This window comes from Parvibaculum sp. (assembly GCF_035511255.1).
Taxonomy (GTDB): Bacteria; Pseudomonadota; Alphaproteobacteria; order Parvibaculales; family Parvibaculaceae; genus Parvibaculum.
Genome location: NZ_DATKFR010000082.1, coordinates 1 through 26,273, shown reverse-complemented (window position 1 = coordinate 26,273; position 26,273 = coordinate 1). Strand labels below are relative to the sequence as shown.

The window sequence follows — 26,273 nt, the reverse complement described above, 5'->3', positions numbered from 1 at the left end:
AGACCCGCCCGAATGATCCGGCCATCAGGTCGCGGCCTCGGGCGGGTACATCCACACTCGACATTACGCTTGATGTCTGAATAGCTTTTCCGCCTTCGCATATACCAAACGATCATATGCAACCAACTCTTCCAGGCCAGCCAATGTCCTGTCATTCGGCCTCTGGATTTCAATACGACGCATGCCCGAGTTGCTGTCCATCAGCACATCGAGTACTTGCTCTTTCGCTATTGGAGAGGGCGCCTGGCGGCCGAGGACGCGCGATAGTTTTACAATCGATTCTTCATAGTTTTCCATGAAGCCAATAAAGTCGAATTTTTCTATATTTTGCAGTGCCTGATCCAATAGTTTCTCTATGTCACTCTGTGTCCCGTCGTGACCACCTTCCCACCTGAACAAAATCTGCGGTTCATCGGAGAAGTAGCGAGCCATGGTATTGTTAATTGCTGGGTGAGAGCGGATCTCGGGCCTGGCAAAATATTCATCGATTAAATATTCATTTGCCAAACTCGGGAGCTTCAGATTGTTCCTCTTCAGGAACTCAGGCTTATGTGCCCGATGAAAATTGTACAGGGAAATGAGGCGCTCTATCGGATCACGCAGAAACGATATCTTCTTGCTTGGGCCCGGGATCAAATTGGTTGAGTAATAATCGTAATGTCCGGAAAACACCAATCTGGACGCGAGATCGGCAGCTGAATAATAGTAGAGTCCGTTATGTCGTTCGGGGTGCAGGTTTTCCACTCCAAACCATTCTCCCAAAATCCTATGCAGCGTCGTTCCGCCGGATTTCGGTATATGCAGGAATACAACTCTCTCAGTGAGCAGCGGCACCAATTCGTCCGTCATTCCCGTATAAAGCTGAGAAAGAAACCGCTTTTGAAACTCCGGTGAGAAAACGACCTTGTGGACGAGGTCATCGATGTCCCGGGCTTGCGCACTATTTTGGCGTACAGAGTCATTCTCCGGAGAACGCGAAAATAGAACCTCGAAGACCCGCCTTACATCGTCTTCCGAAATGGTCACTTTCGTCCCCTTGGTTCTTGCCGGCCGATCTGCACCAGTATCTCGTCAAGGCGCTGCTTATAACGCGCACCGATCGCGGAGATGGAAAAGTTCTTCTGCACGTTGTTCCACGCGCGATCTACTCTCCTCTCGCGTTCCCCGGCATCGACAAAGACCGCGCGCATCTGTCGGGCCGCGTCGTCCAGATCCGGCTCAGCCCATTTCTGACCGAGTCTGACGAAGATGTATTCATCCCGGCGTAATTCCACCTCCTTGTAATCGACAATCCACGCGGTCTCTTCGGAGCAGAATTCCATATTGCCGGAGTAGCCGGTACACACCACAGGCAGACGCAAATTCATTGCCTCGATCATACCAAAGCCCAAGCCCTCCGATCTGTGGAGGGACACATAACAGTCGCATCCTTTCTTAAGGTCCAGAAGCTCCTCATAGGTGAAAGTTTCATTGATGACCGTAATGCGGTGATCACTGGATACGATTGCGTCGATTTGATTCCATATCTTGATTTGAGCGGCATCAGCGATGCTGTCTCGATTCTGGGTCTTGAGGAGCAGCCGCACTCCGGCCTCATCCTTGAATGCCCTCTGAAACGCACGAATTACACCGATCGGGTTCTTCCTTTGGACGAAGGAGAAGCTGTCAAACACAGCCAGGAAGACGAAATCGTTCGGAAGACAGCGAATTCTGCTTTCCACGAACGCCCGTGCGCGCGGACGATCGATGGCCGGGACGTCCTCGAAACTCATACCGACGTTGAACACCGGAGTTCCACCCTCGCGGGTGTAGATACGCCTGCCGTATTCCGTCGATACCCAGACCTCATCCAGCATCTCCAATGCTAGATAATGGCAAGCTGCGGGTGAATTGAGCTCCCAGAAAAAGTAACCAATGTTATAGGCGTCGGTATACACATCCGGTCCGTAGGCAAAAGCTTGCGGAACTGCTTCCGCATTCATGTGGATCAGGTTGATCCGCGCCTTGCGGTAGCTACCCGGTTGCCCAACGTTGCTGAAACCCTCCGGCGCTGGATTGTCGAGATCAAAATCCACATAGTTTCGCGTCAAGGCGGTTTGTTCGAGAGCGGCGGCTGAACGGCGCACTGCTTGGCTCAAGCCGGACGCTTTGGCAAGCGGGCCGATGAGCTGAACATCCACCGGGTCCGTGTTCACAACGCGAGGGAGTACAGCGGCACCGACGCGATTGCCCCGAGCCGTTATAGTACCGAAAGTGCTGCTGACCGGGTCAAAGCCGATGTGACGAAGGACCGCCACATAGTCGGACCAGCTCACGCTCCACGGCTCCTCCCGCGGCATCATGACCTGCAGAAATGACGAGAATGCGGATTTGCCTTCGCCATCCGGTCTAAACAAGTCGCGTATTATTCCGGCCGGGATGTATCGGAGATAATCCGGTCTCGATATGCTGAGCAGCATTACTACAAGCGCAAATGTGCATCTATCGTCTTCAGACGCGCGGTCGAGGGCATGCAACCCCGCGGTACGTATATGTAGCTCCTCCATGAAGACGCTTAGCGGGAATTTGATGGAATGCCAATGTATTGGTACAGATCTCAATAGATTTGCATAATTGCTCGGCACCAAGCAGTCTTCAACGAATAAAGAGGGAGCCGCATTTACAGACCACCAATATACAGCACTATTATACCAAGCCTTGTCGTTAAGATCGATCGATGATTTCAGTGTCTGGTTTGAGAAGAGATGCGCCCAGGTCCCTCGCGTCAGAGCGAACTCCTGACCCGGAATGACAATGGGTTGATTGAGAAAATCGATCTCCCTCTTTGAAAGAGGCGCACGAAGAGAACCTCTCATTCGTCCGTAAGCATTGATGTACCAATGCAGGAAATGCTCGGCATTTGTCGCGGCCGCAACAATGTCAAACTCCATCTCCCTCCCAAGCCGGAAGCGTGTATGGTCCAGGAAGCCGGACAGTCCGCTCAGTCCGCCAGCCGTTGGCGGCGCGGGTTCTTCCTCGTCGGGTACCTTCAGGTCGTCCAACAATCGATCGAATGCCGCCTCTGCCGGCACCCATGGCTGCGCCGAACTCTTCGGGATATCCCTGAGCAGTCGATCGAACGTGGAGATGTCCTTGAAGATAAGGTGGCGAATGGCGGACACGCGTGGGTCGTCCTTCTCGATATGCCGCTCCGCTGAAAACCGAATCTCCGCGCGATCAATTTCGGAGGTATCCATGTCCCGGAGAAAGGCGAGGTTTCCCGTTTTTAGGGCGCTTTCAACGATGGCGGATTCGATTTCCAATTGGAATCCATGTTTGCCGGTGCCGATACCGGCCGACTTAAGATCCTCTCTAAACACATCCGCTAGCGCGGTTGCCCTCAGTTCGCCAGCCACGTAGAGACCGACGACGATTTGGCGATCCGGGGCGTCCAAGTCCACGCACCACCCGTCGATGCGTTTCCTGGAATGGCGATCGACGTGGCACTTCACGCGAGTAGGGACAGCCGACACCAGGAGGTCGCTCGTAAACGCGAAGTGACCGATTATCGCGTTGCGATCATCCCGAAGTGCCACGTGGCAGTCCCCTCCGAGTGCGTCGATGCGTTTGGCAACGTCTCTGCTGATTGGAAAGCGGAAACCGCCTTTGCCACTGCCGATGCCGGCCTGAAGCAGATCTTCACGGAACTCACCCGCCTGAGCCGTTGCGATCAGAGTATCGTTCGAAAACAAACCGACAGAAACAGATAATTCATTGTTCTGATTGTCTATTGCCCATCCGACCAACTCTCCATTTTTGAGCCCGTCAACAGAGCCGCTATATCTGGAATTATTCATATTGACGTGGTCCTCTCATCGCTGCCGCTCAGAAGTAGAGTCCCGTGTGTTTCCAGATTACGGCGATCTTGGCGGGCGGCAGTCCGCCGAGCCGCGCGTGAGGTCTGACAGTGTTGTGGCCGAGCTGCCGGTTGACAAGCTCGTCGTGGGCCTGAGCCAGCGAGGTGACCAGGAGGGCGAGGAGATCAGGTCGCTTTCGCTCAGAACCCATAAGCCTGCGCGAGATCGGGATCGCGCGCGGCGACCTTCTTCGCCAGATCGACGATCACCTTTGCCTGCTTCCAGGTCGCGTCGTCCTGCATCTTGCCGTCGATCATCGCGACACCGGTGCCGTCCGGCATGGCGGCGAGAATTTTCTTGGCGAACAGAACCTCGCTCGGCTCCGGACTGAAGACGCGCTTGGCGATCGCAACCTGATTGGGGTGCAGCGACCAGGCGCCGACGCAGCCCATCAGGAAGGCATTGCGGAACTGCTGCTCGCAGGCATCGAGATCCTGAATGTCGCCGAAGGGACCATAGAAGGGCCGGATGTCGTTGGCGACGCAGGCATCTACCATCTTGGCGAAGGTGTAGTGCCATAGGTCCTGCTGCGCAGAGGCGCGCGGGCCGCCTTCCGCATGCGGATCTTCGAGCACCCGATAGAAGGGGTGACCGCCGCCGACACGCGTGGTCTTCATCTTGCGCGAGGCCGCGAGATCGGCGGGCCCGAGGCTCATGCCATGCATACGGGGGCTCGCCGAGGCGATGTCCTCGACATTCTTGACGCCCTGCGCGGTCTCCAGAATGGCATGGATCAGGATCGGCTTCCTGACGCCGTTCTTCGCTTCGAGCTGGGCGAGAAGCTGGTCGAGATAATGAATGTCCCACGGGCCTTCGACCTTGGGCAGCATCACGACGTCGAGTTTGTCGCCGACCTCCGCGACGATCTCCGTGACATCGTCGAGCATCCAGGGGCTGTTCAGCGGGTTGATACGCGTCCAGAGGCCGGTCTGGCCGAAATCATGCGCCTTCGCCGTTTCGATAAAGCCGCGCCGCGCCGCTTCCTTCGCATCCGCAGGGATCGCATCCTCGAGATTGCCGAGCAGCACGTCGACCTGTGGGATCATCTCGCCGATACGCGCGCGCACCTTCTCGTTGTGGCCCGGAAAGAAATGGATCATCCGTTCGAGCGCCACGGGAAGTTCGCGATAAGGCTCCGGCGCGCCGATGGCGAGAGGCTTGTAGAAATTCGAAGGCAGCTTCATGGGGGTTCCGCATCTGGGAAAGAAGGAATGTGGACCCAGTCTAGCCGCCGCAATGTCCCGAATCCATGCGGGATTTAGGTCGGCCTTCGGGCCGGTACGCCCGCGGGACCGGCCGCGATCATGGCCGCGAGGCCGAGCGCCGACATACAGACAAGAAACGCGAAGGGAACACCGTAGCCGCTGCCGCGCTCATAGAGCACGCCGACAACCATGGGCCCGAAGGCATTGGCGCAGGTGATGAGCATCTGGGCGAGCGAGAGGATCCGCGCATAGGCCCTCAGGCCGAAAGCCTCCGCCATGATGAGCGGCAGCATCATCTGTATGTTGCCGACCGTCGTGCCGAACATGATCGAGACGATGACGAGCGGGACCGAACCATAGGTAATGGCGAAGAGCGCGTAGGAGAACGTCTGCAAAACCATCACACCGACGAGATAATTCTTCGATTGAATGCGTGAGAGCGCCCATCCGCCGATCAGACGGCCGCTGATGCTGCCTGCGGCCATGAGCGACACGGCGAGCGCCGCCATGTGGTCATTGTCCGTGCGCTCCGCGATGAGCCTGAACTGATGCGCGAGCGCACCGACCTGCGCCATCATCGAGAAGACGAAGGCAATCGTGCAGAAGATGAAGAAGCGGCTGCGGATCGCGACGTCGAAGCCGACGCCGTCGCTCAGATGCCCGCCATGTTCATGCTTCTCCACGACCGGATCGCCATCCGGCGCGAGGCCCATATCGGACGGACGCGCGCGCAGGAAAAACCACGTAACCGGGATCGATCCGACGATAAACATAAAGGCGAGCCAGTAGGCCGCGTGCTGAAGGCCAAGCGTCTGGATCAACGTCACCGATATCGGCGTGAAGATGATGCCGCCGAGCGACAGGCCCGTCGAGGCATAGGCAATGGCCTTTGAGCGTTCACGGTTGAACCAGCGCGCGACGATGGTCGTGCCAGGAATAACGGCGGTGGCCGCGTAGCCGGCGCCGAAGAGGATGTAGAAGGCGTAGAGTTCGGGAAGGGACCGAACGTGTCCCGCGCAGGCCAGCGCGACTCCGGAGGCGATCGCGCCGATGGTGATCAGAATGCGCGGGTCATAGCGATCGAGCGCCCAACCAACGGCCAGACCGGCAATGCCGTTCGCCAGGAAGAAGGCCGCGTTGGCCGACGAAACCGCCGAAACCGAAAAGCCGCCGTCGCTGACGAAGGCCTTCAGAAAAACCGACAGATTGTAGAAGCCGAGACCGCAAGCCACCGTCTGGATGAAGAAGACGGTCGCAACGACATACCAGCCATAGAAAAGACCGCCCTTGGGGCGGTCCGGCGCCGCATCCATCCTCGATACTCCAGCCGAACGCAAGCGCCCGAGACGGCCGCTCACGCGGCTTAATTAATCATTCGCCGCCGCCGGACAAGCGAAATCGATGCGTACCCTAATTCCGTCGGTTTCAACCGCTTGTGAGAGCCTTGAGTTCGGCGGTCATGGCCTGCCGGAATTCCTCCCGGTCCGTAACGCGGTGATCGCCGCGCGCATAGGCTTTGGCGTTTTCGAAGTAGAATGCCGCGTTCATGATATTGGCGACCCGGTTGTCGCGCGTTTTGACGACCTTGGCCGGCGTGCCGGCGACGATGGAGTTTTCCGGGATCACTGTTCCCTCGGTCACGATCGAGTGCCCGGCGACGATCGAATTGGCGCCGATTTTCGCGCCGTCCATCAGCGTCGCATTGATGCCGATGAGGCAGTTGTCGCCGATCTCCGCGCCGTGAATCGTGCAGTGATGGGTGATCGAGCAATTCGCGCCGATGATCGTCGACGTCGTATTGCCGACGTGGATCATCACGAAATCCTGGATGTTGGTCCGAGCGCCGATTCGGACTTCGTGCATCTCGCTGCGGATGACGACATAGGGCCAGAGCGAAGCGCCGTCGCCGATATGGACATGGCCGTACACGAGGGCCGTCTCGTGGATGAAAGCCGGATGGTCGAGCGTTACGCCCGGACCGAAACGTTTCTGAAGATCAGTCATGTCCCCCCTCGATGTGAGCACGCACGGGGCCGGCCGCGATCATCAAGGCGATGGAGACGACGGACGCGACAGCCATGGTCAGATAGGCCGCTTCGTAGTTGCCCGCGTACTGATAAAGGAGACCCATGACATAGGGCCCGCTCGCGACGCCGGCGACCAGGAAGAGCTGGTTGAAGGAAAAAATGCGGCCATAGGCGCGCAGGCCGAAGGCTTCGGCGAGCATCAGCGGCTGCATCATCAGCAGATTGCCGACCGTGCATCCGAAGAGCGCCGCGACGCCGAGCAGTGCCGCCCCCTCTCCATACGCATAAAGAACCAGCGTGAGGCCCTGCAGCGAGGCAAGGGCCAGCACGAAACCGCGCGACGAGATATGCGCTAGCGCCCATCCGCCGGCGAGCCGGCCGACGATACTCGCACTCGCCATCACGGCTACCGCAAGTGCCGCCACGTCGTCGCTCGCCGTTCGGCTTGCGACCAGGCTGAACTGATGCGCGATCGAACCCACCTGCGCCATCATCGCGAAGATGAAGGCGAGCGTCATGAAGATGAAGAAGCGGCTGCGGATGGCCTGCGCAAAGGCGACTCCATCGGCCGCGAGCGGTTGCCCGCGTTCGTCCCGCGCGATCGGATCGCCGTCCGGGCCGTGGCCATAGGCAAGCGGGCTTGGCCGGATCGCGAGCCAGGCAATGGGGACGATGCCGAGCATGAAGATCAGCGCGAGCCAGGGCGCCGCGCCGGCAAAGCCGAGTCTCTCGATCAGCCGCGCCGAAAGCGGCGTCAGCAGAATGCCGCCGAGCGAGAGACCGGTGGAGGCGATGGAAAGCGCCAGCGACCGGCGCCTCGCGAACCATCGCGCCACCAGCGTCGTCCCGGGAATGAGTGCGCAGCAGGAATAGCCGACGCCGAAGAAAATATAGAAGCCGTAGAGCTGCCAGAGCGTATGCACATGCGAAGCGCCGAACATGGCAACGCTGCAGATGAGCGCGCCGGCCGTAATCATCCATCGCACGTCGTAGCGTTCGATCAGTGCGCCGACCCCGAGGCCCGTGACACCGGAGGCGATAAAGAAGAAGGCCGTCGCCGCCGACGCGGCCGAAACCGGAAAGCCGCCATGCGTGACGAAAGCCTTGAGGTATACGGAGAGATTATAGAAGCCGAGACCGGATGCGACCGTCATCACGACCATGATCGCCGCGACGATATACCAGCCGTAGAAAATGTCCGGCCAACGGATCGCGGACGCTGCGCGCCGGTCTTTCATGCTTCGCTCCCAGCGGGACTCTTCGCGGTCCCCAATGCCTTCGAGGGCGGGCGAGTGTCGGGCGGGGCAGGGCGGGACGCAAGAGCCAATCCCGAACATCCCGTGGCGCTGGCGCGCGCGACTTCGATCGGCTAAGGATTCCCCCATCGGCACGCAAGACCGAACCAGACAGGGAGCCAAATCATGAAATTCTACAATTCCATCGGGCCCAATCCTCGCGTCGTGAAGATGTTCATGAAGGAGAAGGGCATCGAGATTCCGGTCGAGGAGATCGATCTGCTGAAGGGCGACAATCGCCGTGAGCCCTATCTCTCGAAGAACCCCTCCGGCCAGATGCCGGCGCTGGAACTCGACAATGGCGACGTCCTCGCCGAAATCACGGCAATCTGCGAATATCTCGACGAGAAGTTTCCGGCAAATCCGCTCGTCGGCGCGACGCCGGAAGAGCGTGCCGAAACACGTATGTGGACCCGACGCGTCGATCTCAATATTTGCGAGCCGCTGACATCCGGCTTCCGCTACTCGCAAGGCCTCGGCCTCTTCAAGGACCGCATGCGCTGCCTGCCGGAAGCGGCGGACGGCCTCAAAGCCATCGCCCAGGACAAACTCGCCTGGCTCGACAAGCAGATCGCCGGCCGCGAGTTCCTGGCCGGCAAGCGGATGACGCTCGCCGATATTCTGCTGTTCTGTTTTCTCGATTTCGGTACGGCGGTTGGCCAACCCCTCAATACTGAAAACAAAAACGTGCTCGCCTGGTACGAGCGGATGAAAGCCCGTCCGAGCGCGGCGGCGACGGCCTGACAGACCCCCATTCCGCAGGGAAACCGGTGAACCGGCTCCGCAAGGGGCCGGTTTTTTCTTTCCACCGGGTCACCAGTGCGTCGCATTCGCTTCCACGCGGCCTGCGAACCGGCTAGAGTAGTAAACGTCAGTTACTATTTGGGAGGATAGAAAGTGACATTTCCAACGAGGGTCGTTTTCCTGATCGGCTTCACGCTGCTTGTCGCGTCCGGCTTTTTACGGGGTCATGCGCAGGCCGCCGAGACCGACGACGCTATCGCCAACTGCCTTCAGTCCGAAAGGACGACCAGCAAGGAGGGCACGATGGCTTGGTGGAACCGGCGGACGCCGGAACAGCAGAAGACCATTCTCAGTCTGCCCTGCGAGGAACGCTATATCCCGATGGTCTGCGTCTTTCTTTTCGACCCGGACTTCATCGGCTGCACGAACAGGGGGGTGGCCGAGAAACGGGCCACGGCGGCTTGTCAGGCGAAGGGCTACGATCTGATGTCGCAGGAACTGGCCGACTGCAAGACGGAATTCAAGAAGACGTTCAAGGCGCCGCTAACAGGCGCGTCGAGCTGAGACGGCGGCGACAACCGGCGATGGCCGGGCGCTGATACAAAAGGGAGGAAGGATATGAAATTCTTCGTGCAAGCCGTGCTCGCGCTCGGCTTCGGCCTGATCACATGGATGGCCGTACCGCAAGCGGCACATGCCGACAAGGCGCCGGATTGCATGGAAAGCAGCACAAGGCATCTGCCTGAAGGTCGGATGCAGGAATGGTGGGACAAGCGTACGCCGGAGCAGCAGAAATACATCCGCGAACTTCCCTGCGACGAACGCTATATTCCGATGACCTGCATCTTCCTGTTCGATCCAGATCTGAAGGAATGCACAAACAAGGGCGTGACCGAATTCCGCGCCAGTCGATCCTGCGAAGGCAAGGGCATGGATATCATGTCGGAGGAATTTGCAGCCTGTAAGGAAACCTATAAAAAGGCCAACGCCGAGCCATTCCCCTGAACGGGGAGAAGAGGACGACCGAGTGAGCGCGACCGATCCCGCCAATGCCCCCGATCCCGAAAGGGCTCTCGATCCCGAATGGGAGTCCCCGGCTGCGGTCTCGCTTGGCAAGAAGGTCCTGGAGACGGACCCGGAGCGCGGCTATATCCGCGCTTCGTTTTACGCTGGCGACAACTTCGTCAATCGCGGCGGGCGCATTTTCGGCGGCTTTCTCGCCGCCATGCTGGACGGGCTCTGCGGGCACGCGGTGCGTCTGACGCATCGCGTGCCCGGCACTCCGCAGGTTACTCTCGAACTGAAGACGAGCTTCGTCGGCCGGGCGGACAAGGGCACGCTGATCGGCGAAGGCTGGGTTCGCCATCGCGGCAAGTCGATCGCCTTCGCGGAAGGCGAGCTCCGAAACGAGCAGGGCGAGATTGTCGCCCGTGCAAGTGCCACCTTCAAGATCGGCGCCTGAGCTTCGCCTGCCGCGGGCAGCAATGACGACCTCTTTTTCGATACCGTACGGCGAGAGATCAACGGGTCTCGGCCTCGTCCAGTAACCGGAAGAGATATTGTCCGTATGAGGACTTCCCCAGTTTCTCGCCGAGCCGGCGCAGATCATCCGCCGTGATGTAACCGAGTTGAAAGGCGATTTCCTCGGGACTTGCGACCTTCACGCCCTGCCGATGCTCGATCGTCTTGATGAACTCGCTCGCTTCGAGCAACGACTCGTGCGTTCCCGTATCGAGCCAGGCATAACCCCGACCGAGCTGCTCGACCCTGAGGCGGCCCTGTGCGAGGTACGTACTGTTGACGTCCGTAATCTCAAGCTCGCCGCGCGCGGAAGGCTTCACCTGCCTGGCGATGTCGACCACATCTTTGTCGTAGAAATAAAGCCCCGTTACGGCCCAATTCGATTTCGGCTCCTTCGGCTTTTCCTCGATCGAGAGAACCCTCAAGGTCTTGTCAAACTCGACGACGCCATACCGTTCGGGATTGCTCACATGATAAGCGAAGACCGTGGCGCAGTTCTCGGATGCGACCGCACGGCGAAGCTTCGCAGCCAGCGCATCGCCGTAAAAAAGATTGTCACCGAGAATGAGGGCACAGGACTCGCCGCCGATGAATTGCTCACCGATGACGAGCGCTTGTGCCAATCCTTCGGGCCGAGGCTGTTCGGCATAAGAAAGATTCAGCCCCCATTGTTCGCCGGTGCCGAGAAGACGCTGGAAGAGCGGCAGATCGACGGGTGTCGAAATGACCAGTATGTCGCGAATACCCGCCAGCATCAGCGTACAGAGCGGGTAATAGATCATCGGCTTGTCGTAGACGGGCAAAAGCTGCTTGCTGACCGCGATGGTGGCCGGATAGAGGCGGGAGCCGGAGCCGCCCGCGAGAATGATACCCTTCATGATACGCGCGCCAGGGTCGGGTTACGGAGCAGATCGGCAAGGCAGCTTTCAAGGCTCGTCCGCCAATGCGGCAATCTTATGCCATATGCTTTCTCGAGCTTCGTGCAGTCGAGGCGCGAATTGGCGGGCCGCCTGGCGGGCGTCGGGTAGTCCACCGTCGGGATCGAACGCAGCATCGGGACTTTTCGTCCACTCGCCGCAGCCTGCGCAAATATCTCTTTCGCGAACCCGTACCAGCTCGTTTCGCCCCCGCTCGTCATATGAAATGTTCCAAACTCCCCCGTGCCGTCGAGCAGGTGTCGTGCGATCTGCGCGATCGCGACAGCTATATCGTCGGCCGCAGTCGGCGCGCCGATCTGGTCGTTGACAACCGCAAGCTCGTCGCGCTGTTCGCCGAGACGCAGCATGGTCTTGACGAAGTTGGAGCCGGTCGTGCCATAGACCCAGCTCGTCCGCAGAATGACGTGCTGGGCGAGCTTCGCGCGTACCGCCGCTTCGCCTTCCGCCTTCGATGCGCCGTAAACACCGAGCGGCGCGGTCTGATCTTCCTCGACATAGGGAAAGGGCTTCGACCCGTCAAAGACGTAATCCGTCGAAATGTGAATGAGAGGGATGCCCGCGGCGGCACATAGTTCGGCGAGATGTGCCGGTCCGTCGCGATTGACTGCATAAGCCAGATCACGCTCGCTTTCCGCCCGATCGACGGCGGTATATGCGGCCGCGTTGACGACGAGACAAGGACGATGGACCGCAAAAGCCTCGACCAGCATATCCGGCGATGAAAGATCGATGCTCTCGCGCCCGAGCGCGATATGCGGCACGCCGTCGAAACCCTTCGCATCGAGCGTCCGCGCCACCTGACCGGTCTTGCCGATGACAAGGACGGGGCGTCCGGCCGCGCCACCGGCCCGCATCTGCCTCGCCGGGAGAAGTCCGAGGCGCTCCCCGCCATAGACCTTCTCGCGCAACGGCCGCCACCAGTCCTCATTGGCAAGGTACCACTCTATCGTCTTGCGCAGACCGGACTCGAAGGTTTCTTTCGCACGCCAGCCAAGTTCCTTCTCAAGCTTGCCTGCGTCGATGGCGTAACGCTTGTCGTGCCCCGGCCGGTCCGCCACGAAAGTAATGAGCCCGCGGCGGCGTCCGATCTCCGACGATGGAACGAGGTCGTCGAGGCCATCGCATATCGCCCTCACCACTTCGAGATTGGTACGCTCGTTGCGCCCGCCGACATTGTATTTCTCGCCGGGCCGCCCCTCGCGCAGAACGAGTGCAAGTGCCCGGGCATGGTCCTCGACATACAGCCAGTCGCGCACATTATCGCCCTTGCCGTAGACGGGCAGGGGCTTTCCCTCCAGCGCATTGAGGATGACAAGCGGGATCAGCTTCTCGGGAAAATGAAAAGGCCCGTAATTGTTCGAGCTATTGGTGATGAGAACGGGAAGACCGTAGGTGCGGTGCCAAGCGTTGACGAGATGATCCGCCGAAGCCTTGCTGGCGGAATAGGGCGAATTGGGACTGTAGGACGTCGTTTCGGCGAAGAGCCCCTCTGCGCCGAGCGTACCGTAGACCTCGTCGGTCGAGACATGGAGAAAACGGAACGCGGCGTGCCGATCCGGCGCCAGTCCCTCCCAATAACGCCGCGCCGTCTCCAGCAGGACGTGAGTCCCCACGATATTGGTTTGGATGAAATCGGCGGAACCGGCGATTGAACGGTCGACGTGGGATTCGGCGGCAAGGTGCATCACCGCATCGGGCTGAAAGCGGCGGAATGTCTCCTCCATGAGGGATGCATCGCAGATATCGCCCCGCACGAAACGATACCGTTCGTGCCCCTCAACGGACGCAAGCGATCTCAGATTGGCGGCATAAGTCAGCTTGTCGACGTTAACAACCTCGATGTCGGTCGCCGCGATCAGATGACGGCAAACAGCCGACCCTATGAAGCCCGCGCCTCCCGTGACGAGTACTCCTGACATCACCCCAACCCCTTAGGCCACCTGGCGGAAAAGCTCCGGCCCCTCCCGCCGATGGAAGTGAGCCGGAAGGCTAATCCATATGCCCGATCCGGACCAGCCCGGATCCAATACGCGGGCGCCATTTCCGAAGTACCCCAGGCGGATGCGCGGGGCGCCGCACAGTACTATCCGTCTGTAGACAAACGAACCAGCGAGAGGCCTTGGGAGGTGGCGGAAGGGGTGGGATTCGAACCCACGGTGGGCGTGAACCCACGCCGGTTTTCAAGACCGGTGCCTTAAACCGCTCGGCCACCCTTCCGATGCCATGGGATTAACCTCTCCGCGCAGTCGACTCAACCGGGAAAAGCGGCTCCGGCTGAAGAATCCGCCCTTTGCCGAAGGCGACTTCGACACGCTCCGTCCCGAACCTCGCCGGCAGGTGATAGAGGTATTCCAAAGGTCGGCCTATTTCGCGGACGATTTTGGCAAACCTCTTCCGCTTCTTCCGTGGTTGGCGCAAGGGGACCCGGTCCGGATCGATCGAGCTCGCAAACTCCTCGTTCGGCAAGGGCTTGCCCAACCGCTCCTCCTGAATGCACAGGGCGGGCACAAGTTGCAGGATCTTGATGCTGCCGCGGTTGGGTGCGATTTCGTCGAACATCATGTCGTCGAGCGGCCTGTCCATTTTCGTCGTCAGAGCCAGCAGACGTTCCGCTCCACGGCGGCCGACGATGTAGCCAGCCGTACCATGGTGATGCGAGCATAAACGTGCCGATGCGAAGCCGGGGCCGCAAGGAAACCTCTTTCGACCGAGGCGGACCTTGACGCCCATGGTCTCGATCTTGATGACGTCGAAGGCGGGAAGGGTCGTCTCGTCGAAAGAGGAAAGAAAAGATCCGAAATCCGGGCTGAGCCGCACATCGTCTTCCAGGACACAGCAAAAGGTGCCGGCCGTCGCCAGAAATCTCCTCCACGCCTCGCGATGGCTCAGCATGCAGGCAACTTCGGACGGCGACAGGCGTAATTTCAGTTCCTGCGAGACAAACGCGGAGATATCCGCGTCGGTGAGACTCTTGCCGTCCATGGCCGGTACACGCTGGAAAATAATGCCGGCGTCATTCAGCGCCCCCGTCATCCGCTCAAGGCGCGACGGATGACGGTCGAGATTGATCACCTGTACATTCATCACTTTCATTCCATGCACGAAGCACTATTTCTCATACGGACATTTCAAACGGCAAAGCGATTTCGATGAACGTCGTTGCGAGCACATCGGAGACCACTTCCAGCATGGTGTCCAGACTTACCGTCCCCCGCGACGCGTTGAAAATTACGCTTGTCGTTCCGAACTTCAATTCGGGCCGTACCATCGAGCGCGCCCTTCAATCGATCGCAAACCAGAACTATCCGAATCTTGAACTTATTCTGGCCGACGGCGGCAGCACCGACGAGTCGATCCTGATTTGCAACCAGCAGAGGGAACGCTTTGCATTCATCATCAGCGAGAAGGACGATGGACCTGCGGATGCGCTCAACAAGGCGTTTGCCCATGCAACCGGCGATCTGTTCGGCTGGCTGGCGGCTGACGACGAACTTGTCCCGGGAGCACTCCATCATTGGAATGAACTTTTCCAAAAGCATCCGGATGTCGATGTGATAACGGGCGGTTGCCTGCGTATTTATGAGGACGGCAGCAAGCAAGTTACGGAGCCGCGCAAGGACGCGGCCGACCGGGTCCTTTTTAACAACGTTATGGAACAGCCCAGCACCTTGTGGCGCGCGGCTCTGCACAGGAAGGCTGGACCGCTGGATGCCAGCCTTCGGCTAGCCTTCGATTGGGATCTCTGGTGCCGCTTCCGCCGGGCAGGCGGGCGCTTCATGACCATCCCTCGCGTCGTCTCCATTTACCATTTTTCCGCGACGAACCTGACATCGACGGGCGGCGAGAAAGTCGTGCGGGAGATGTTTCAGGTCGTGCGCAACCACGGCCCCTGTTTCGGTCTCGTCGCCTATGTCTATCTGTTTCTGTTCACGGTCTTCGATCTTCGCGGCTGCTACGACAAGCCGAAATCCTGTTCGCCCGGATGGCGCCTGTTGTTTCACATCACAAGGGGTCTACTCAGCCTCGTTTTCACGCCCCGGGTTGTCAAAGGCTATAGCTGGAGTTTCGCCTCGCGCCAGATGCGCGGTCTCGTTTGGTATAGGCGTTCGACAAAAACGCCCTCGACCTAATCCGCCGTGTGGGGCACGTCGATCCGTGGCTTGCCGGCCGGCGGCACGACGATACGACCGCTCACCTCATCGCCGGCATTGGGCGGCAGCGGCCAGAAGAACAGCAGCGAACTCAATCCGATTAGCGCGATCACGAAATACGCCGGGCTGAAATCGCTCGCCGTCAGCTCCGGCCTGCCGCTCATCGTCAGCGTCATGTGCAGGAGAAGCGCGCCGACGCCGACACCGAAACTCAGCGAAAGCTGTTGCGCAACGCTGGACAATGTCGTCGCACGGCTCATTGCCGGCGTCTGGATGTCGGCATAGGCGATGGTATTGAGGCTGGTGAACTGCAGCGACCGGAAAAATCCGCCGACGAGCAGCGTGCCGATGATGATGAGATGCGGCGTCTCGGGCGTGAAGAAGCCATAGAGCGCCATGAAGAAGGCGCAGACAAATGTGTTGGTCAACAGCACGCGCCTGTAGCCGAAGCGGCGGATGATGGGGCCTGCCGTGAACTTCATCGTCATGGCGCCGGCGGCGCCGGCGAAGGTGATCATGCCGGAGGCAAAGGGTGTCAGTCCGAATCCCAGTTGCAGCATCAACGGCGTGAGAAAAGGCAGGGCTCCGATTCCCATACGAAACAGGAACCCGCCGGTCACGCTGGCGCCGAAGGTTTGCACGCGCAGCAGCGAGACGTCGATGATCGGGACTGCCGTGACGCGCGTATGCCGGTAGTAGAGTGTCAGCAGACCGACACCCACGACGAGGAGCGAGGCGATGACGGAAGTCGGAAGAATGCCGCGGCCGACATTCTCGAAGCCGAACATGGTCGCGGCGACGCCGAGGCTGACGACCACGAAGCCGTAGCTATCGAAACGTTCGGTGCGTTCTTCCTTCGTGTTGGCGATGAAAGTCAACGCCAGCACGACGCCGAGAATGCCGATTGGAATGTTGATCAGGAAAATCCAGCGCCAGCTCCCGAAGGTGGAAATGAAGCCGCCAATGGGCGGGCCGAGCACGGGGCCGAGAAGCGCCGGCACGGTGAGCCAGGCCATCGCGTTGACGAGTTCGGATTTCGGAATCGTGCGCAGAATTACGAGCCGTCCCACAGGCACCATCATCGCGCCGCCGATCCCCTGGACGATGCGGGCGGCGACGAGTTCTGGCAATCCGTTGACGACAGAACAACCGATCGAGCCGAGCGTGAAAATCACGATGGCCGAACAAAAGACGGAGCGCGCGCCGAAGCGGTCCGCCATCCAGCCGGAAAGCGGAATGAAGATGCCGAGGCTGAGGAGATAGGACGTGATTGCAAGGTTGAGGCGGAGCGGGTCCTCGCCGAAGGACCTGGCAATGGCTGGTAGCGACGTCGCGATGACGGTCGAATCCAGATTCTCCATGAACAACGCACAGGCGACGATCAGGGGAACGAGAAACTGCCGCGCTCGCGCGGCTTCGGGCTGGGTCGAGGCCATTCTGGACACCGGGGGAAGCCGCCCAGTACCGCCTGGCGCTTTCGGGGCCAGGTCATCGTGTGGGCGTTCGGAGGAGAGGCCGATCGGGGCTTTCTAGACCGGCGCGATTGTGACCCGCAAGCCATTCGACGGAATTTTTAAGTCCCTCTCGGGCGCAGGGCCTTTAAAAATCCAGTTGGCCAGCGAGGCCAAGCCGCGCCAGAATGGCACAAAACGAGACGGTGCCGGGATGGTTTCCTCGGCAACCCGTAAATGACATGGGGGGAGATAGTAGTGTCGTTGCCGAATGTGGATCTCACGTCGACCTGGATTCCGTTAGGTTTTCTGGGGGTTCTTCTGCTGTACATGGTCCGTCTGTTCCTTCAGGAACGGCGGGAATCCATGGCTCTGGCAGCGGCCGAGGCGATGAGCGCCCCGACACCCCGGACGCTGGAAGACGCAACAGTCGAGGCCGCGCAACCCGCCGCCGAGCCGTCCGTCGCGCCGATCGCTACCATACCTCCGGTAGAGACCGCCGTCGCGGCCGCGCCCCGCAGAAAGTCCAGCCTTGTCTGGCGGGCGGCCTGGATCTGGCTACCCTTCGTTGCCGGATTTGCGGGACAGGCCTATCTCGACGTGGTGAAGCCGCTTCTCGAAAAGACCGCGAGCTAGGTTTTTCAGACAACCGTGAGATCGGGCAGGGCGCCGCCCGTGGCGAGGCCCAGTATGCCGTCTACGATCCGTCCGGCATCCGCAACGCCGCCATGCGCCAGGAGCATATGGGCCTTGGCGATCATCTCGTCGGATGAGAGTGGCGCCTCCGGGTCGCCCTTGGCGTTACGCCGCGCGACCTTGAGCGTCGTTCCATCGGCCAGCCGCACGCGCACCTCGGCTCCCCAGGCCGTCGGATAGGCGGAGAGATAGGGCTCGCGAGCGGCAATCGACACTTTCAGCGCCAATGCCGCGCAGGCACTCCGCGCGGCGGGACCGAACGCCTCGAAATCGACCGGGAAGCGCGTCAACGCGGCCGCGACGGCGTGCTGCAGCGAGAACTTGGCTTCGTAGTCGGTCGTCACCACCGGGCGATCGCAGACGTCGAGCGCGGCCTGATACGTGTCGACCTCGACTCCGACGATCTCGCGGCCCGCGATCCGGCTTCGCAACTCCTCGGCAGCGTCGATGGCCGGGTGGGTATGCCTGCAGGACGGCCACGGCTTGATAGAGGTCCGCACGAGCTGCCACGGCGCATCGGGCGCGCGCAGCACGGCCTCGGGATCGGCGTCGGGGCAGGCAGCTCGGAAGAAGCCTTTTTCGCCCTCGAGAATACGGGGCGGCCCCGTGAAACCGAAAGCGGCGAGTTCGGCGGCCTTGAGCCCCGCCTCGGCCGCATGGCCGGCGTGGAGATGCTTGGTCATGGCGCCCGTTTCGAGGAACTGCCAGAGGCCCGCAGACTGACTGCCGGCGTTACCCAGCGCATCGACGGTCTGTGCATCGGAAAGGCCGATGAGCGCGGAGGCGGCCATGGCAGAGCCATAGGGACCACAGGTCGCCGTGTTGTGCCAGATGCGATAATGGGCGGGGCCGACGGCCATGCCGACCCGTGTGGTTGCCTCGAAGCCCTGAAGCACGGCCTCCAGCAAAGCGCGCCCGCCGGCCCGCCTGTGCCGCGCCAGCGCCCAGGCGGCGGGCACCACAACACACCCGGGATGAACGACGGACTCTCGGTGAAGGTCGTCTGTTTCCAGAATGTGGCAAAGCCCGCCCATCAGGAAAGCAAGGTGGGCGGGATCGGGTTCCGTGTTGGCGCGCGTTTTCTCTTGCGACCAGGCGAGCAGAATACGACCGGGGACCGAATTGCGGCCCGCGAGAATATTCGCCACGGCGTCGAGCGTGAAGAGAGCCGCCGCATCGAGATCCGAAGCCGCGACGGACTTCCCCCGGATCAAGCCCACCAATCCTTGTGTCAGGGAGCGATCCTCAACGGTCTGCGGCATTCCAGCCGATCTGGTACTGGCATTGCTCATACTTATCCCCGGTCCACTTCAGGCGGTTAAAGTCGACGCCAATCGTTAACGTGGGTCAGGCATAAAGGAAAGACATGCGACAGGACCGACGCCACTTCTTGCCGCTTAAACCGTGGCTGATTATAAGCTTTTGGATGTTCGCGTGCGTGAGTCGCCGGGACGGGCGGGACAATCCGTCCAAGGGCGCAGATCCGCACGGAACGAGGGGTATCCGAATGAATCGTTCGACGTCCGAAACGATCTGGCCGGTGCAAATCGCGCCGCAGTTTCTGCCGTGGCGCTGGCCGGCCGTGGCCGCGATGGCCCTGATGCTGGCGGCTTGCGGCACGGCCAAAACCGATCATGTTCCGACGGGCGAGGGCGGAGCCTACAAGATCGGCAAGCCTTATCAGATTGCGGGTGTCTGGTATTATCCGCATGAGGACGAAAATTACGATTCGACCGGCATAGGCTCCTGGTACGGACCGCAATTCCACGGCAAGCGCACGGCGAATGGCGAAGTCTTCGACCAGGAGGCTCTGACGGCCGCGCATCCGACCTTGCCCATGCCGGTGCTTGTCCGCGTCACCAACCTCGAAAACGGCAAGTCGCTCGTCGTTCGCGTCAACGACCGCGGGCCTTTCGTCAACGGACGCGAAATCGACCTCTCGCGCAAGGCTGCCGAACTCCTGGGTTACGACCGCAAGGGCACCGCCAAAGTCCGTGTACAGTATGTCGGCCGCGCGCCTCTGCCGGGCATCCCCGGCACCATGAACACGCAGGTCGCATCGACCGGCGGGCAGGAAACTTTTGTGGTGCCAAAACCGGTGACCGACGAAAGCGAGCGTCAGGTCGGGGCGGTGCCGAAATCCTCGGTGACCGCAGTGACGCTCGCGCCGGTCGCTGGCGTGAAGATCGCGCCCTCGACGCCGGTCGCGACAACGCCGGTCACGCCGTCCACGTTGGGAGCACGATCGCCGGCCCGGTCGATGCAACCCATCGCCGACGAACCGCAGGTCGCGTCCGCCAACGTGCAACCGCCGACGCCTGCCGCCGTGCAACACGTGCCTGTGCCCACCGGGACAAATCTTTTTGTGCAGGCAGGTTCCTTCCGCAGCTTCGCCAATGCGGAAGCGGTGCATCAACAACTCCTCGCACAGGGGATCGGCAACGTGCAGGTTCAGCCGACGATGATCGACGGTGCCCAGTATTATCGTGTGCGCGTGGGCCCCTTGTCGGATGTGCCCTCCGCCGACGCCTCTTTGCAGAACGTCATCCAGAAAGGCCATGCCGGGGCGCGGATCATTGTCGATTGAGACGAGAGTCGGATAAGGTGCGCGCCTTGACCGACATCGCCGATCTCCGGCATCGCTGCGAATGCAGCCCTCGCAAGCACAAGATGAATTCCGATTCGACCGGAAAGGAAGACCCGATATGAAGCGAATGCAGCCGATCCTCAACGGCCTCCGACTCGCCGCCGTCGCCCTTTTGTTCGCTCTCGTCGCGACGAGACCGGCCTTGGCCTTCGACACGACGGCGCAGTATGGCGTGCTGGTGGACGGCGCGACGGGTGCGGTGCTGTGGGAAAAGGATGGCGATACGCAGATGCATCCGGCGAGCATGAGCAAGCTCATGACGCTGTCGATGCTCTTCGATGCACTGAAATCGGGCACGGTGAAGATGACCGACGAATTCCCGATCAGCGAACACGCCTGGCGCGCCGGCGGCACGACGTCGGGTTCCTCCACGATGTTCGCGCAGGTCGGATCGCGCATTCCAGTGGAAACGCTCATCCAGGGTGTCATCGTCCAGTCCGGCAACGACGCCTGCATCGCGATCGCCGAAGCGCTGAAAGGATCGGAACCCGAATTCGCCGCCGCCATGACGGAACGCGGCAAAGAACTCGGTCTGACGAATTCGACCTTCGCCAATGCAACGGGCTGGCCCGATCCCAACCAGATGATGACCGCGCACGATCTCGCGCGTCTCGCACGGCACATCATCTACGATTTCCCGGAATATTATCATTTCTTCAGCGAGAAAGAGTTCACCTGGAACGGCATCACCCAGCACAACCGCAATCCGGCCTTGTTCCTCGACTCGAGTGTCGACGGCCTCAAGACCGGCCACACGCAGGCCTCGGGTTACGGCCTCGTCGTTTCGGCCAAGCGCGGCGACGAGCGGCTGGTCCTCGTGCTCAACGGCATGCCGAGCGAGAAGGCTCGCGCCGAGGAGAGCGTCCGCGTTCTCGACTGGGGCTTCCGGTCGTTCAAGAGCTACAAGCTCTTCGCGGCGGGAGCAGCCGTGGACAATGCGCCGGTTTGGCAGGGAACCTATTCGCAGGTGCCGTTGGTCACGACGAGCGACGTCTCGCTCATCATGACCCCCGATCAGCGCAAGGGCATGAAAGTCTCGGTCGATTATTCGGCGCCCGTGAAAGCCCCGATCGCCGCCGGCCAGCGCATCGGCACACTTCGCATCGAAGCGCCCGACAAGCCCCTGCAGGAAATTCCGCTGGTTGCCGGCGCGGATGTCGAACGCCTCGGCGTCTTCGGCCGCGCGACAAGCTCGCTTCGTCATTTGATTTTCGGTAGCTAACCTTTGACCCAGCCGCGCTTCATCACGCTCGAAGGCGGCGAAGGTGCCGGAAAGTCGACGCAGGCCCGGGTCCTCGCGAGCCGGCTCGAGGGCCTTGGCCACGAGGTTGTCCTGACGCGCGAGCCGGGCGGTTCGCCGGGGGCGGAAGCGATCCGTCAGCTTCTGGTGACGGGCGAAACCGGCCGCTGGACCGCACGGACGGAAGCGCTCCTGCACTTCGCCGCCCGCGAAGATCACCTCTCGCACACCGTCCGGCCGGCCTTGGCCCGCAATGCCTGGGTGATTTCGGATCGCTTCGTCGACTCCACCTTCGCCTATCAGGGCATGGCCCAGGGGCTCGGCGGGAAGGCGATCAAAACACTGTCGGAGATGGTGATCGGCGAGGATATGCCGACACTCACCATCATCCTCGACCTGCCTGTCGAGGTCGGGTTGGCGCGCGCGCGTCACCGCGCCGGACTCGATAACTCGAATGAAGATCGCTACGAGCGAATGGAACAGTTGTTTCATCGCACCTTGCGGGAAGCCTTTCTTTCCATCGCTCAGGCGGAGCCGCAACGCTGCGTCGTCATTGATGCGACACGAAGCGAGGATGAGGTCGCGCGGCAAATTTGGCACAGTGTGACATCACGTTTGGTCACATAATGCATTGACTCACATGGTAAATTCCCGTTTGACCGGCCCGGGAGGCTTCGACTATAGAGCATTGAGCGAAAGCACTCCGCGTGGCAGGGGAGGGCTCGAAAACAGGGAATCCTCGGGATGCGACAGCGACTGACGAACAGACAAAATCTGTTGCCAATACTCGGCGCGTCCCTTTCCTCCACCTTCCTGCTCCTTCACACATTTCCCGCGCAGGCCAATACGCTCGGTACGCTGAGCATCCCGTCGTCGAGCGCCCCTTCTGACGCGGGCGGCGATTTCAATGCCGCCATCCTGAATTCCGCAATCCAGCGCCAAGACCTGGTCGCGAGCCGCACCGTGACGCTCGCCGCCGGCGACACGCTGGCTCGCCTTCTCGTCCGCGAAGGCATCGTGAAGGATCAGCGCGACGCTGCGCTGCGCGCGCTGGGCGATCTCGTCGATGTTTCGACGCTCAAATCCGGCGACCGCATCGAGCTCTCGGTTCGCGGCACCGATCCGGCAAAACGTCAGCTCGTCGCCCTGCATGTGCGGACTGGGGCGTCCCAGGATCTGACCGTCGTCGCCGGGAACGACGGCGTCTTCCACGCGCCCGTTAGCGCGCGATCCGCCGGGAAAGACGGGACGGCAGCCGACTGGTCCATCGGCGTGACGGCCCGCCACGGCGCGGTCAGTCAGGACCTGCTGGCCGATCTTCTCGCGGCCAAGGTGCCGGAAGACGTGGCAAAGGACGTCGTCGCCGCTTTCACCTACGATCCCGATATTCCCGCGCGGCCCGCCAAGGGTTCGAAATTCGCCGTCGTCTATGAAACCTCGTCCGGGAAGAAGACGGCCGATCACGTGCTGCGCTACGCCCAGCTTACCGTCCATGGCCAGGAACATCGCATCTACCGCTACGAGACCAACGAAGGCATCGTCGCCTTCATCGAGCAGGACGGCCGCGGCGTGATGCCGTTCAATCTCGGCGCCCCGGTGCAGAACGCCCGAATGACATCGCCCTGGGGATGGCGCATTCATCCCGTGCTCAAGGTTCGCAAATTCCACAAGGGCGTCGATTTCGCGGCCCCGAAAGGCACTCCCGTCTACGCGGCCGAGGACGGCATCGTCGAGACCGCAGGCTGGCGCGGCAATTACGGTCGTTACGTGAAGATCGCGCACAATGATCGTGTCGCCACGGCCTACGCCCATCTCGCCAAATTCGCGCCCGGTCTTCATGCGGGTTCCAAGGTGCGCAAGGGGCAGGTGATCGCCTATATCGGCGCGTCGGGTCTCGCCACCGGCAACCACCTCTATTATGAGGTGCTGGTCGACAACCAGCAGGTCGATCCGCTGCAGAACGTCATGGTTCAGGTGAACCTGGACGGCAGCTCCCTGGTGAAGTTCCAGTCCTACGTCACGCAAGTGAGCCAGAACGCACCACTGCCGTGATCCCAGCCTTACGGGGCCTATGATCCCGCCACCGCCCTGTGTTACGAAAAGGGCATGAGCGATATTCCCGAGAGCGACCGGCTCGACGATTTTCCGCATCCGCGGGAGGTATCGACGCTTGTCGGCCAGGACGAGGCCGAGCGTGCGGTTTTCGACGCCTTCATGGGCGGCCGGATGCATCATGCCTGGTTGCTGACGGGACCGAAGGGTATCGGCAAGGCAACGCTCGCCTACCGCATCGCGCGGTTCGTGCTGAAATACGGGTCTCCGGACGTGGCGCAAGCGGCGCGCATACGCGATCTTTCCGTGCCGGGCGAGGACGGCGTCTTCCGCCAAATAGCGGCGCAAAGCCACCCCAATCTGCTCGTCATCCGCCGCCCCTATGACGACAAGGCAAAGCGTCTGAAGAGCGTGATTCCGGTCGAGGAGGTCCGCCGCACCGCTAACTTCTTCGGCATGAGCGCAGGCGCGGGCGGCTGGCGGATTGCGATCGTCGATGCTGCCGACGAGATGAACGTCAATGCCGAGAACGCTCTTCTGAAAATTCTGGAAGAACCGCCGGCGCGAGGGCTGTTTATTCTCATCAGCCATCAGCCCGGTAGATTGCTGCCGACCATCCGGTCGCGCTGCCGCGTGTTGACGATGAAGCCATTGTCGACCGCGCATATCGCCGACGTGCTCGCCGCGAACGCCGTCAAGGCGAGCGAGGAGGAGCGCGTCGCCATCGCGCGTCTGGCCGAGGGCAGCGCCGGCCGGGCGCTGTCGATAGCCGCGGGCGGCGGGCTCGATCTCTACCGGCAGCTCGTCGCGCTGCTGATGCCTTTGCCGCGGCTCGACGTGAAGGCGCTTCATGCGCTCGCCGACAAGGTCGGGCGGCGCGGCGCGGACGATGCTTACGAAACGTTCATCGAACTCCTCTCCGACTGGCTCCAGCGCCTTGTGCGGACCGGGGCAGGTGCAGGCGGGGGCGCCGATCTTGTCGCCGGCGAGGGGGCAGCGATGGCCCGCCTCGCCGCCGGGCCCGGCCTTGATCGCTGGGTCGAGGTATGGGAAAAGATCAATCAATCGGTCGCCCGGGCCGAGGCGCTCAATACGGATCGCAAGCTCGTGATCCTGAACGCTTTTTCGATGCTGGAAAGTGTCGCCGGCGAGCGCATTGGAGCGTGATGCTCCGCGCCCTTCGCGGGCGCCAATCTCGACAGGTTAGCCCACGATGACGGCTCCCAAGGCCTTTTACATAACGACTGCCATCTCCTATCCGAACGGCCCGCCGCATATCGGCCATGCCTATGAGATGATCTCGACCGACGTCATCGCGCGCTTCAAGCGGCTCGACGGCTTCGACGTGCGTTTTCAGACGGGCGTCGACGACCACGGCCAGAAGATGGTGCAGACGGCGAAGGCGCGCGGCATCACCGCGCAGGAACTTGCCGACGAAATGGCCCCAAAATTCCAGGCCATGGCGCAGCGGCTCAACGCCTCGAACGACGACTTCATCCGCACCATCGAGGATCGGCATGTGCGGTCCTGCCAGCACCTCTGGAAGAAGATCGCGGCAAATGCCGGGCCGCAGGGGCCGGACATCTATCGCGACGCCTATTCGGGCTGGTACTCGGTGCGCGACGAAGCCTTCTACGGCGAGGACGAACTGACCAAGGACGAACAGGGTCAGCGTTTTGCGCCAACGGGTACGCCCGTCGAATGGATGGAGGAGGAGACCTGGTTCTTCCGCCTCTCCGCTTATCAGGAAAAGCTTCTCGAGCTCTACGAGAAGAACCCCGACTTCATCCAGCCCGCGACGCGGCGGAACGAGGTCGTGGCCTTCGTCAAGCGTGGGCTGAAGGACCTTTCGATCTCCCGCGCGCGCTCGAAGCTCGATTGGGGCGTCGAGGTGCCGGGCGATCCCGATCACGTCATGTATGTCTGGTTCGACGCGCTGACGAATTACATCACCGGCGTCGGCTATCCGGATGTGGACAGCAAGCTGTTCAAGAAATTCTGGCCGGCCGACGCGCACATCATCGGCAAGGATATCGTTCGTTTCCATGCCGTGATCTGGCCGGCCATGTTGATGGCCGCGGAGATCGCGCTGCCGAAACACGTTTTTGGCCACGGATTTCTCTATAACCGCGGCGAGAAAATGTCGAAATCGGTCGGCAACGTGATCGATCCGTTCGAATTGCTCGACACCTATGGCGTCGATCAGATCCGCTATTTCTTCTGCCGCGAGGTCCCCTACGGCCAGGACGGCAGCTACAGCCACGAAACGGTGGTGAACCGCGTCAATGCCGATCTCGCCAACGACATCGGCAACCTCGCGCAACGCTCGCTGTCGATGATCGCGAAGAATTGCGACGGCAAGGTGCCGGCGCGCAGCGAATTGAGCGAGGAGGACACGGCCCTTCTCCGC

At 61.0% G+C, this 26,273-nt stretch carries 24 protein-coding genes, 1 tRNA gene and 1 pseudogene; 12 read left to right on the top strand and 14 right to left on the bottom strand.

Features of this window, described 5'->3' with window-relative positions:
• Window positions 1-63: 63 nt before the first annotated feature.
• The 7 genes from VMR03_RS02850 to VMR03_RS02820 form a co-directional block, all read right to left on the bottom strand.
• Entirely contained in the window at window positions 64-1,026 is a 963-nt protein-coding gene (locus VMR03_RS02850; RefSeq protein WP_325402084.1) for a sulfotransferase family 2 domain-containing protein, read from the bottom strand.
• Window positions 1,023-3,836: a glycosyltransferase gene (locus tag VMR03_RS02845; RefSeq protein ID WP_325402082.1), complete on the bottom strand. Its 2,814-nt coding sequence runs from the start codon at window positions 3,834-3,836 to the stop codon at window positions 1,023-1,025. The genes VMR03_RS02850 and VMR03_RS02845 overlap by 4 nt, the downstream gene beginning before the upstream one ends.
• Window positions 3,837-3,864: 28 nt before the next feature.
• Window positions 3,865-4,047, bottom strand: coding sequence for a hypothetical protein (locus tag VMR03_RS02840; RefSeq protein ID WP_325402080.1), 183 nt, complete (start codon window positions 4,045-4,047; stop codon window positions 3,865-3,867).
• Window positions 4,037-5,080 carry a CoA ester lyase gene (locus tag VMR03_RS02835; protein WP_325402078.1) on the bottom strand — a complete coding sequence of 348 codons (1,044 nt, stop codon included), beginning with the start codon at window positions 5,078-5,080 and terminating at the stop codon, window positions 4,037-4,039. Before VMR03_RS02835 ends, VMR03_RS02840 begins: the two co-directional genes overlap by 11 nt.
• A gap of 74 nt (window positions 5,081-5,154) precedes the next feature.
• Window positions 5,155-6,414: an MFS transporter gene (locus VMR03_RS02830; protein ID WP_325402076.1), complete on the bottom strand. Its 1,260-nt coding sequence runs from the start codon at window positions 6,412-6,414 to the stop codon at window positions 5,155-5,157.
• 112 nt (window positions 6,415-6,526) lie between these two features.
• Complete coding sequence (locus VMR03_RS02825) at window positions 6,527-7,105, bottom strand: gamma carbonic anhydrase family protein (RefSeq protein ID WP_325402074.1); 579 nt, start codon at window positions 7,103-7,105, stop codon at window positions 6,527-6,529.
• Complete coding sequence (locus VMR03_RS02820) at window positions 7,098-8,366, bottom strand: MFS transporter (protein ID WP_325402072.1); 1,269 nt, start codon at window positions 8,364-8,366, stop codon at window positions 7,098-7,100. The genes VMR03_RS02825 and VMR03_RS02820 overlap by 8 nt, the downstream gene beginning before the upstream one ends.
• Window positions 8,367-8,549: 183 nt before the next feature.
• Here VMR03_RS02820 and VMR03_RS02815 point away from each other — a divergent pair, with 183 nt between their 5' ends.
• The 4 genes from VMR03_RS02815 to VMR03_RS02800 all read left to right on the top strand — a co-directional run bounded on the left by VMR03_RS02815 (window position 8,550) and on the right by VMR03_RS02800 (window position 10,629).
• On the top strand, window positions 8,550-9,167 hold the full coding sequence (locus VMR03_RS02815) for a glutathione S-transferase (RefSeq protein ID WP_325402070.1): 618 nt from the start codon (window positions 8,550-8,552) through the stop codon (window positions 9,165-9,167).
• A 153-nt stretch (window positions 9,168-9,320) separates the two neighbouring features.
• Window positions 9,321-9,731 carry a hypothetical protein gene (locus VMR03_RS02810; RefSeq protein ID WP_325402068.1) on the top strand — a complete coding sequence of 137 codons (411 nt, stop codon included), beginning with the start codon at window positions 9,321-9,323 and terminating at the stop codon, window positions 9,729-9,731.
• Window positions 9,732-9,785: 54 nt separating this feature from the next.
• Window positions 9,786-10,172, top strand: a complete 387-nt coding sequence (locus tag VMR03_RS02805) for a hypothetical protein (RefSeq protein WP_325402065.1) — start codon at window positions 9,786-9,788, stop codon at window positions 10,170-10,172.
• Between the two features lie 22 nt (window positions 10,173-10,194).
• Window positions 10,195-10,629 (top strand): PaaI family thioesterase, encoded by a 435-nt coding sequence (locus VMR03_RS02800; protein WP_325402063.1) that lies wholly within the window; start codon window positions 10,195-10,197, stop codon window positions 10,627-10,629.
• 58 nt (window positions 10,630-10,687) lie between these two features.
• Here VMR03_RS02800 and rfbA read toward each other — a convergent pair whose 3' ends face one another.
• The 5 genes and pseudogenes from rfbA to VMR03_RS02775 all read right to left on the bottom strand — a co-directional run bounded on the left by rfbA (window position 10,688) and on the right by VMR03_RS02775 (window position 14,710).
• Window positions 10,688-11,566 carry a glucose-1-phosphate thymidylyltransferase RfbA gene (gene rfbA / locus VMR03_RS02795; RefSeq protein WP_325402061.1) on the bottom strand — a complete coding sequence of 293 codons (879 nt, stop codon included), beginning with the start codon at window positions 11,564-11,566 and terminating at the stop codon, window positions 10,688-10,690.
• Complete coding sequence (gene rfbD / locus VMR03_RS02790) at window positions 11,563-12,480, bottom strand: dTDP-4-dehydrorhamnose reductase (protein WP_325402086.1); 918 nt, start codon at window positions 12,478-12,480, stop codon at window positions 11,563-11,565. Before rfbD ends, rfbA begins: the two co-directional genes overlap by 4 nt.
• 3 nt (window positions 12,481-12,483) lie before the next feature.
• Window positions 12,484-13,545, bottom strand: a pseudogene (rfbB, locus tag VMR03_RS02785) (dTDP-glucose 4,6-dehydratase); the annotation flags it as partial.
• 208 nt (window positions 13,546-13,753) lie between these two features.
• Window positions 13,754-13,843: transfer RNA gene (locus VMR03_RS02780), tRNA-Ser, on the bottom strand.
• Between the two features lie 12 nt (window positions 13,844-13,855).
• Window positions 13,856-14,710 (bottom strand): glycosyltransferase family 25 protein, encoded by an 855-nt coding sequence (locus tag VMR03_RS02775; protein WP_325402059.1) that lies wholly within the window; start codon window positions 14,708-14,710, stop codon window positions 13,856-13,858.
• A 104-nt stretch (window positions 14,711-14,814) separates the two neighbouring features.
• Between VMR03_RS02775 and VMR03_RS02770 the strand changes: the two genes are divergently transcribed.
• Complete coding sequence (locus tag VMR03_RS02770; RefSeq protein ID WP_325402057.1) at window positions 14,815-15,756, top strand: glycosyltransferase family 2 protein; 942 nt, start codon at window positions 14,815-14,817, stop codon at window positions 15,754-15,756.
• Here VMR03_RS02770 and VMR03_RS02765 read toward each other — a convergent pair.
• Window positions 15,753-17,213, bottom strand: coding sequence for a DHA2 family efflux MFS transporter permease subunit (locus VMR03_RS02765; RefSeq protein ID WP_325402055.1), 1,461 nt, complete (start codon window positions 17,211-17,213; stop codon window positions 15,753-15,755). The two genes, VMR03_RS02770 and VMR03_RS02765, sit on opposite strands and share 4 nt — an antisense overlap.
• 381 nt (window positions 17,214-17,594) lie before the next feature.
• Here VMR03_RS02765 and VMR03_RS02760 point away from each other — a divergent pair, with 381 nt between their 5' ends.
• Window positions 17,595-17,864 (top strand): hypothetical protein, encoded by a 270-nt coding sequence (locus tag VMR03_RS02760; RefSeq protein WP_325402053.1) that lies wholly within the window; start codon window positions 17,595-17,597, stop codon window positions 17,862-17,864.
• Window positions 17,865-17,869: 5 nt separating this feature from the next.
• On the opposite strand, the gene VMR03_RS02755 is transcribed toward VMR03_RS02760, so the two are convergent.
• Window positions 17,870-19,216 carry an MmgE/PrpD family protein gene (locus VMR03_RS02755; protein ID WP_325402051.1) on the bottom strand — a complete coding sequence of 449 codons (1,347 nt, stop codon included), beginning with the start codon at window positions 19,214-19,216 and terminating at the stop codon, window positions 17,870-17,872.
• A gap of 215 nt (window positions 19,217-19,431) precedes the next feature.
• Between VMR03_RS02755 and VMR03_RS02750 the strand changes: the two genes are divergently transcribed.
• From VMR03_RS02750 to metG, 6 genes are all read left to right on the top strand, one after another.
• The gene (locus tag VMR03_RS02750; RefSeq protein WP_325402049.1) at window positions 19,432-20,511 is read left to right on the top strand and encodes a septal ring lytic transglycosylase RlpA family protein; all 1,080 of its coding nucleotides are present in this window, start codon (window positions 19,432-19,434) and stop codon (window positions 20,509-20,511) included.
• Between the two features lie 118 nt (window positions 20,512-20,629).
• Window positions 20,630-21,793, top strand: coding sequence for a D-alanyl-D-alanine carboxypeptidase family protein (locus tag VMR03_RS02745; protein ID WP_325402047.1), 1,164 nt, complete (start codon window positions 20,630-20,632; stop codon window positions 21,791-21,793).
• A 3-nt stretch (window positions 21,794-21,796) separates the two neighbouring features.
• Window positions 21,797-22,438: a dTMP kinase gene (gene tmk, locus VMR03_RS02740; RefSeq protein WP_325402045.1), complete on the top strand. Its 642-nt coding sequence runs from the start codon at window positions 21,797-21,799 to the stop codon at window positions 22,436-22,438.
• Window positions 22,439-22,555: 117 nt separating this feature from the next.
• Entirely contained in the window at window positions 22,556-23,863 is a 1,308-nt protein-coding gene (locus VMR03_RS02735; protein ID WP_325402043.1) for a M23 family metallopeptidase, read from the top strand.
• 54 nt (window positions 23,864-23,917) lie between these two features.
• Window positions 23,918-25,030: a DNA polymerase III subunit delta' gene (locus VMR03_RS02730; RefSeq protein ID WP_325402041.1), complete on the top strand. Its 1,113-nt coding sequence runs from the start codon at window positions 23,918-23,920 to the stop codon at window positions 25,028-25,030.
• A gap of 46 nt (window positions 25,031-25,076) precedes the next feature.
• The coding region (metG, locus tag VMR03_RS02725) for a methionine--tRNA ligase (RefSeq protein WP_325402039.1) at window positions 25,077-26,273 on the top strand (1,197 nt) is incomplete at its 3' end.

Coding starts and splice junctions, on each gene's coding strand:
- VMR03_RS02735 (WP_325402043.1), top strand. CDS start 22,556: ATGCGACAGCGACTGACGAACAGACAAAATCTGTTGCCAATACTCGGC.
- VMR03_RS02770 (WP_325402057.1), top strand. CDS start 14,815: ATGGTGTCCAGACTTACCGTCCCCCGCGACGCGTTGAAAATTACGCTT.
- VMR03_RS02845 (WP_325402082.1), bottom strand. CDS start 3,836: ATGAATAATTCCAGATATAGCGGCTCTGTTGACGGGCTCAAAAATGGA.
- VMR03_RS02840 (WP_325402080.1), bottom strand. CDS start 4,047: ATGGGTTCTGAGCGAAAGCGACCTGATCTCCTCGCCCTCCTGGTCACC.
- VMR03_RS02820 (WP_325402072.1), bottom strand. CDS start 8,366: ATGAAAGACCGGCGCGCAGCGTCCGCGATCCGTTGGCCGGACATTTTC.
- VMR03_RS02805 (WP_325402065.1), top strand. CDS start 9,786: ATGAAATTCTTCGTGCAAGCCGTGCTCGCGCTCGGCTTCGGCCTGATC.
- rfbA (WP_325402061.1), bottom strand. CDS start 11,566: ATGAAGGGTATCATTCTCGCGGGCGGCTCCGGCTCCCGCCTCTATCCG.
- VMR03_RS02815 (WP_325402070.1), top strand. CDS start 8,550: ATGAAATTCTACAATTCCATCGGGCCCAATCCTCGCGTCGTGAAGATG.
- VMR03_RS02760 (WP_325402053.1), top strand. CDS start 17,595: ATGGCTCTGGCAGCGGCCGAGGCGATGAGCGCCCCGACACCCCGGACG.
- VMR03_RS02755 (WP_325402051.1), bottom strand. CDS start 19,216: ATGAGCAATGCCAGTACCAGATCGGCTGGAATGCCGCAGACCGTTGAG.
- VMR03_RS02765 (WP_325402055.1), bottom strand. CDS start 17,213: ATGGCCTCGACCCAGCCCGAAGCCGCGCGAGCGCGGCAGTTTCTCGTT.
- VMR03_RS02775 (WP_325402059.1), bottom strand. CDS start 14,710: ATGAATGTACAGGTGATCAATCTCGACCGTCATCCGTCGCGCCTTGAG.
- VMR03_RS02750 (WP_325402049.1), top strand. CDS start 19,432: ATGAATCGTTCGACGTCCGAAACGATCTGGCCGGTGCAAATCGCGCCG.
- rfbD (WP_325402086.1), bottom strand. CDS start 12,480: ATGCGGGCCGGTGGCGCGGCCGGACGCCCCGTCCTTGTCATCGGCAAG.
- VMR03_RS02745 (WP_325402047.1), top strand. CDS start 20,630: ATGAAGCGAATGCAGCCGATCCTCAACGGCCTCCGACTCGCCGCCGTC.
- VMR03_RS02730 (WP_325402041.1), top strand. CDS start 23,918: ATGAGCGATATTCCCGAGAGCGACCGGCTCGACGATTTTCCGCATCCG.
- VMR03_RS02835 (WP_325402078.1), bottom strand. CDS start 5,080: ATGAAGCTGCCTTCGAATTTCTACAAGCCTCTCGCCATCGGCGCGCCG.
- VMR03_RS02825 (WP_325402074.1), bottom strand. CDS start 7,105: ATGACTGATCTTCAGAAACGTTTCGGTCCGGGCGTAACGCTCGACCAT.
- VMR03_RS02830 (WP_325402076.1), bottom strand. CDS start 6,414: ATGGATGCGGCGCCGGACCGCCCCAAGGGCGGTCTTTTCTATGGCTGG.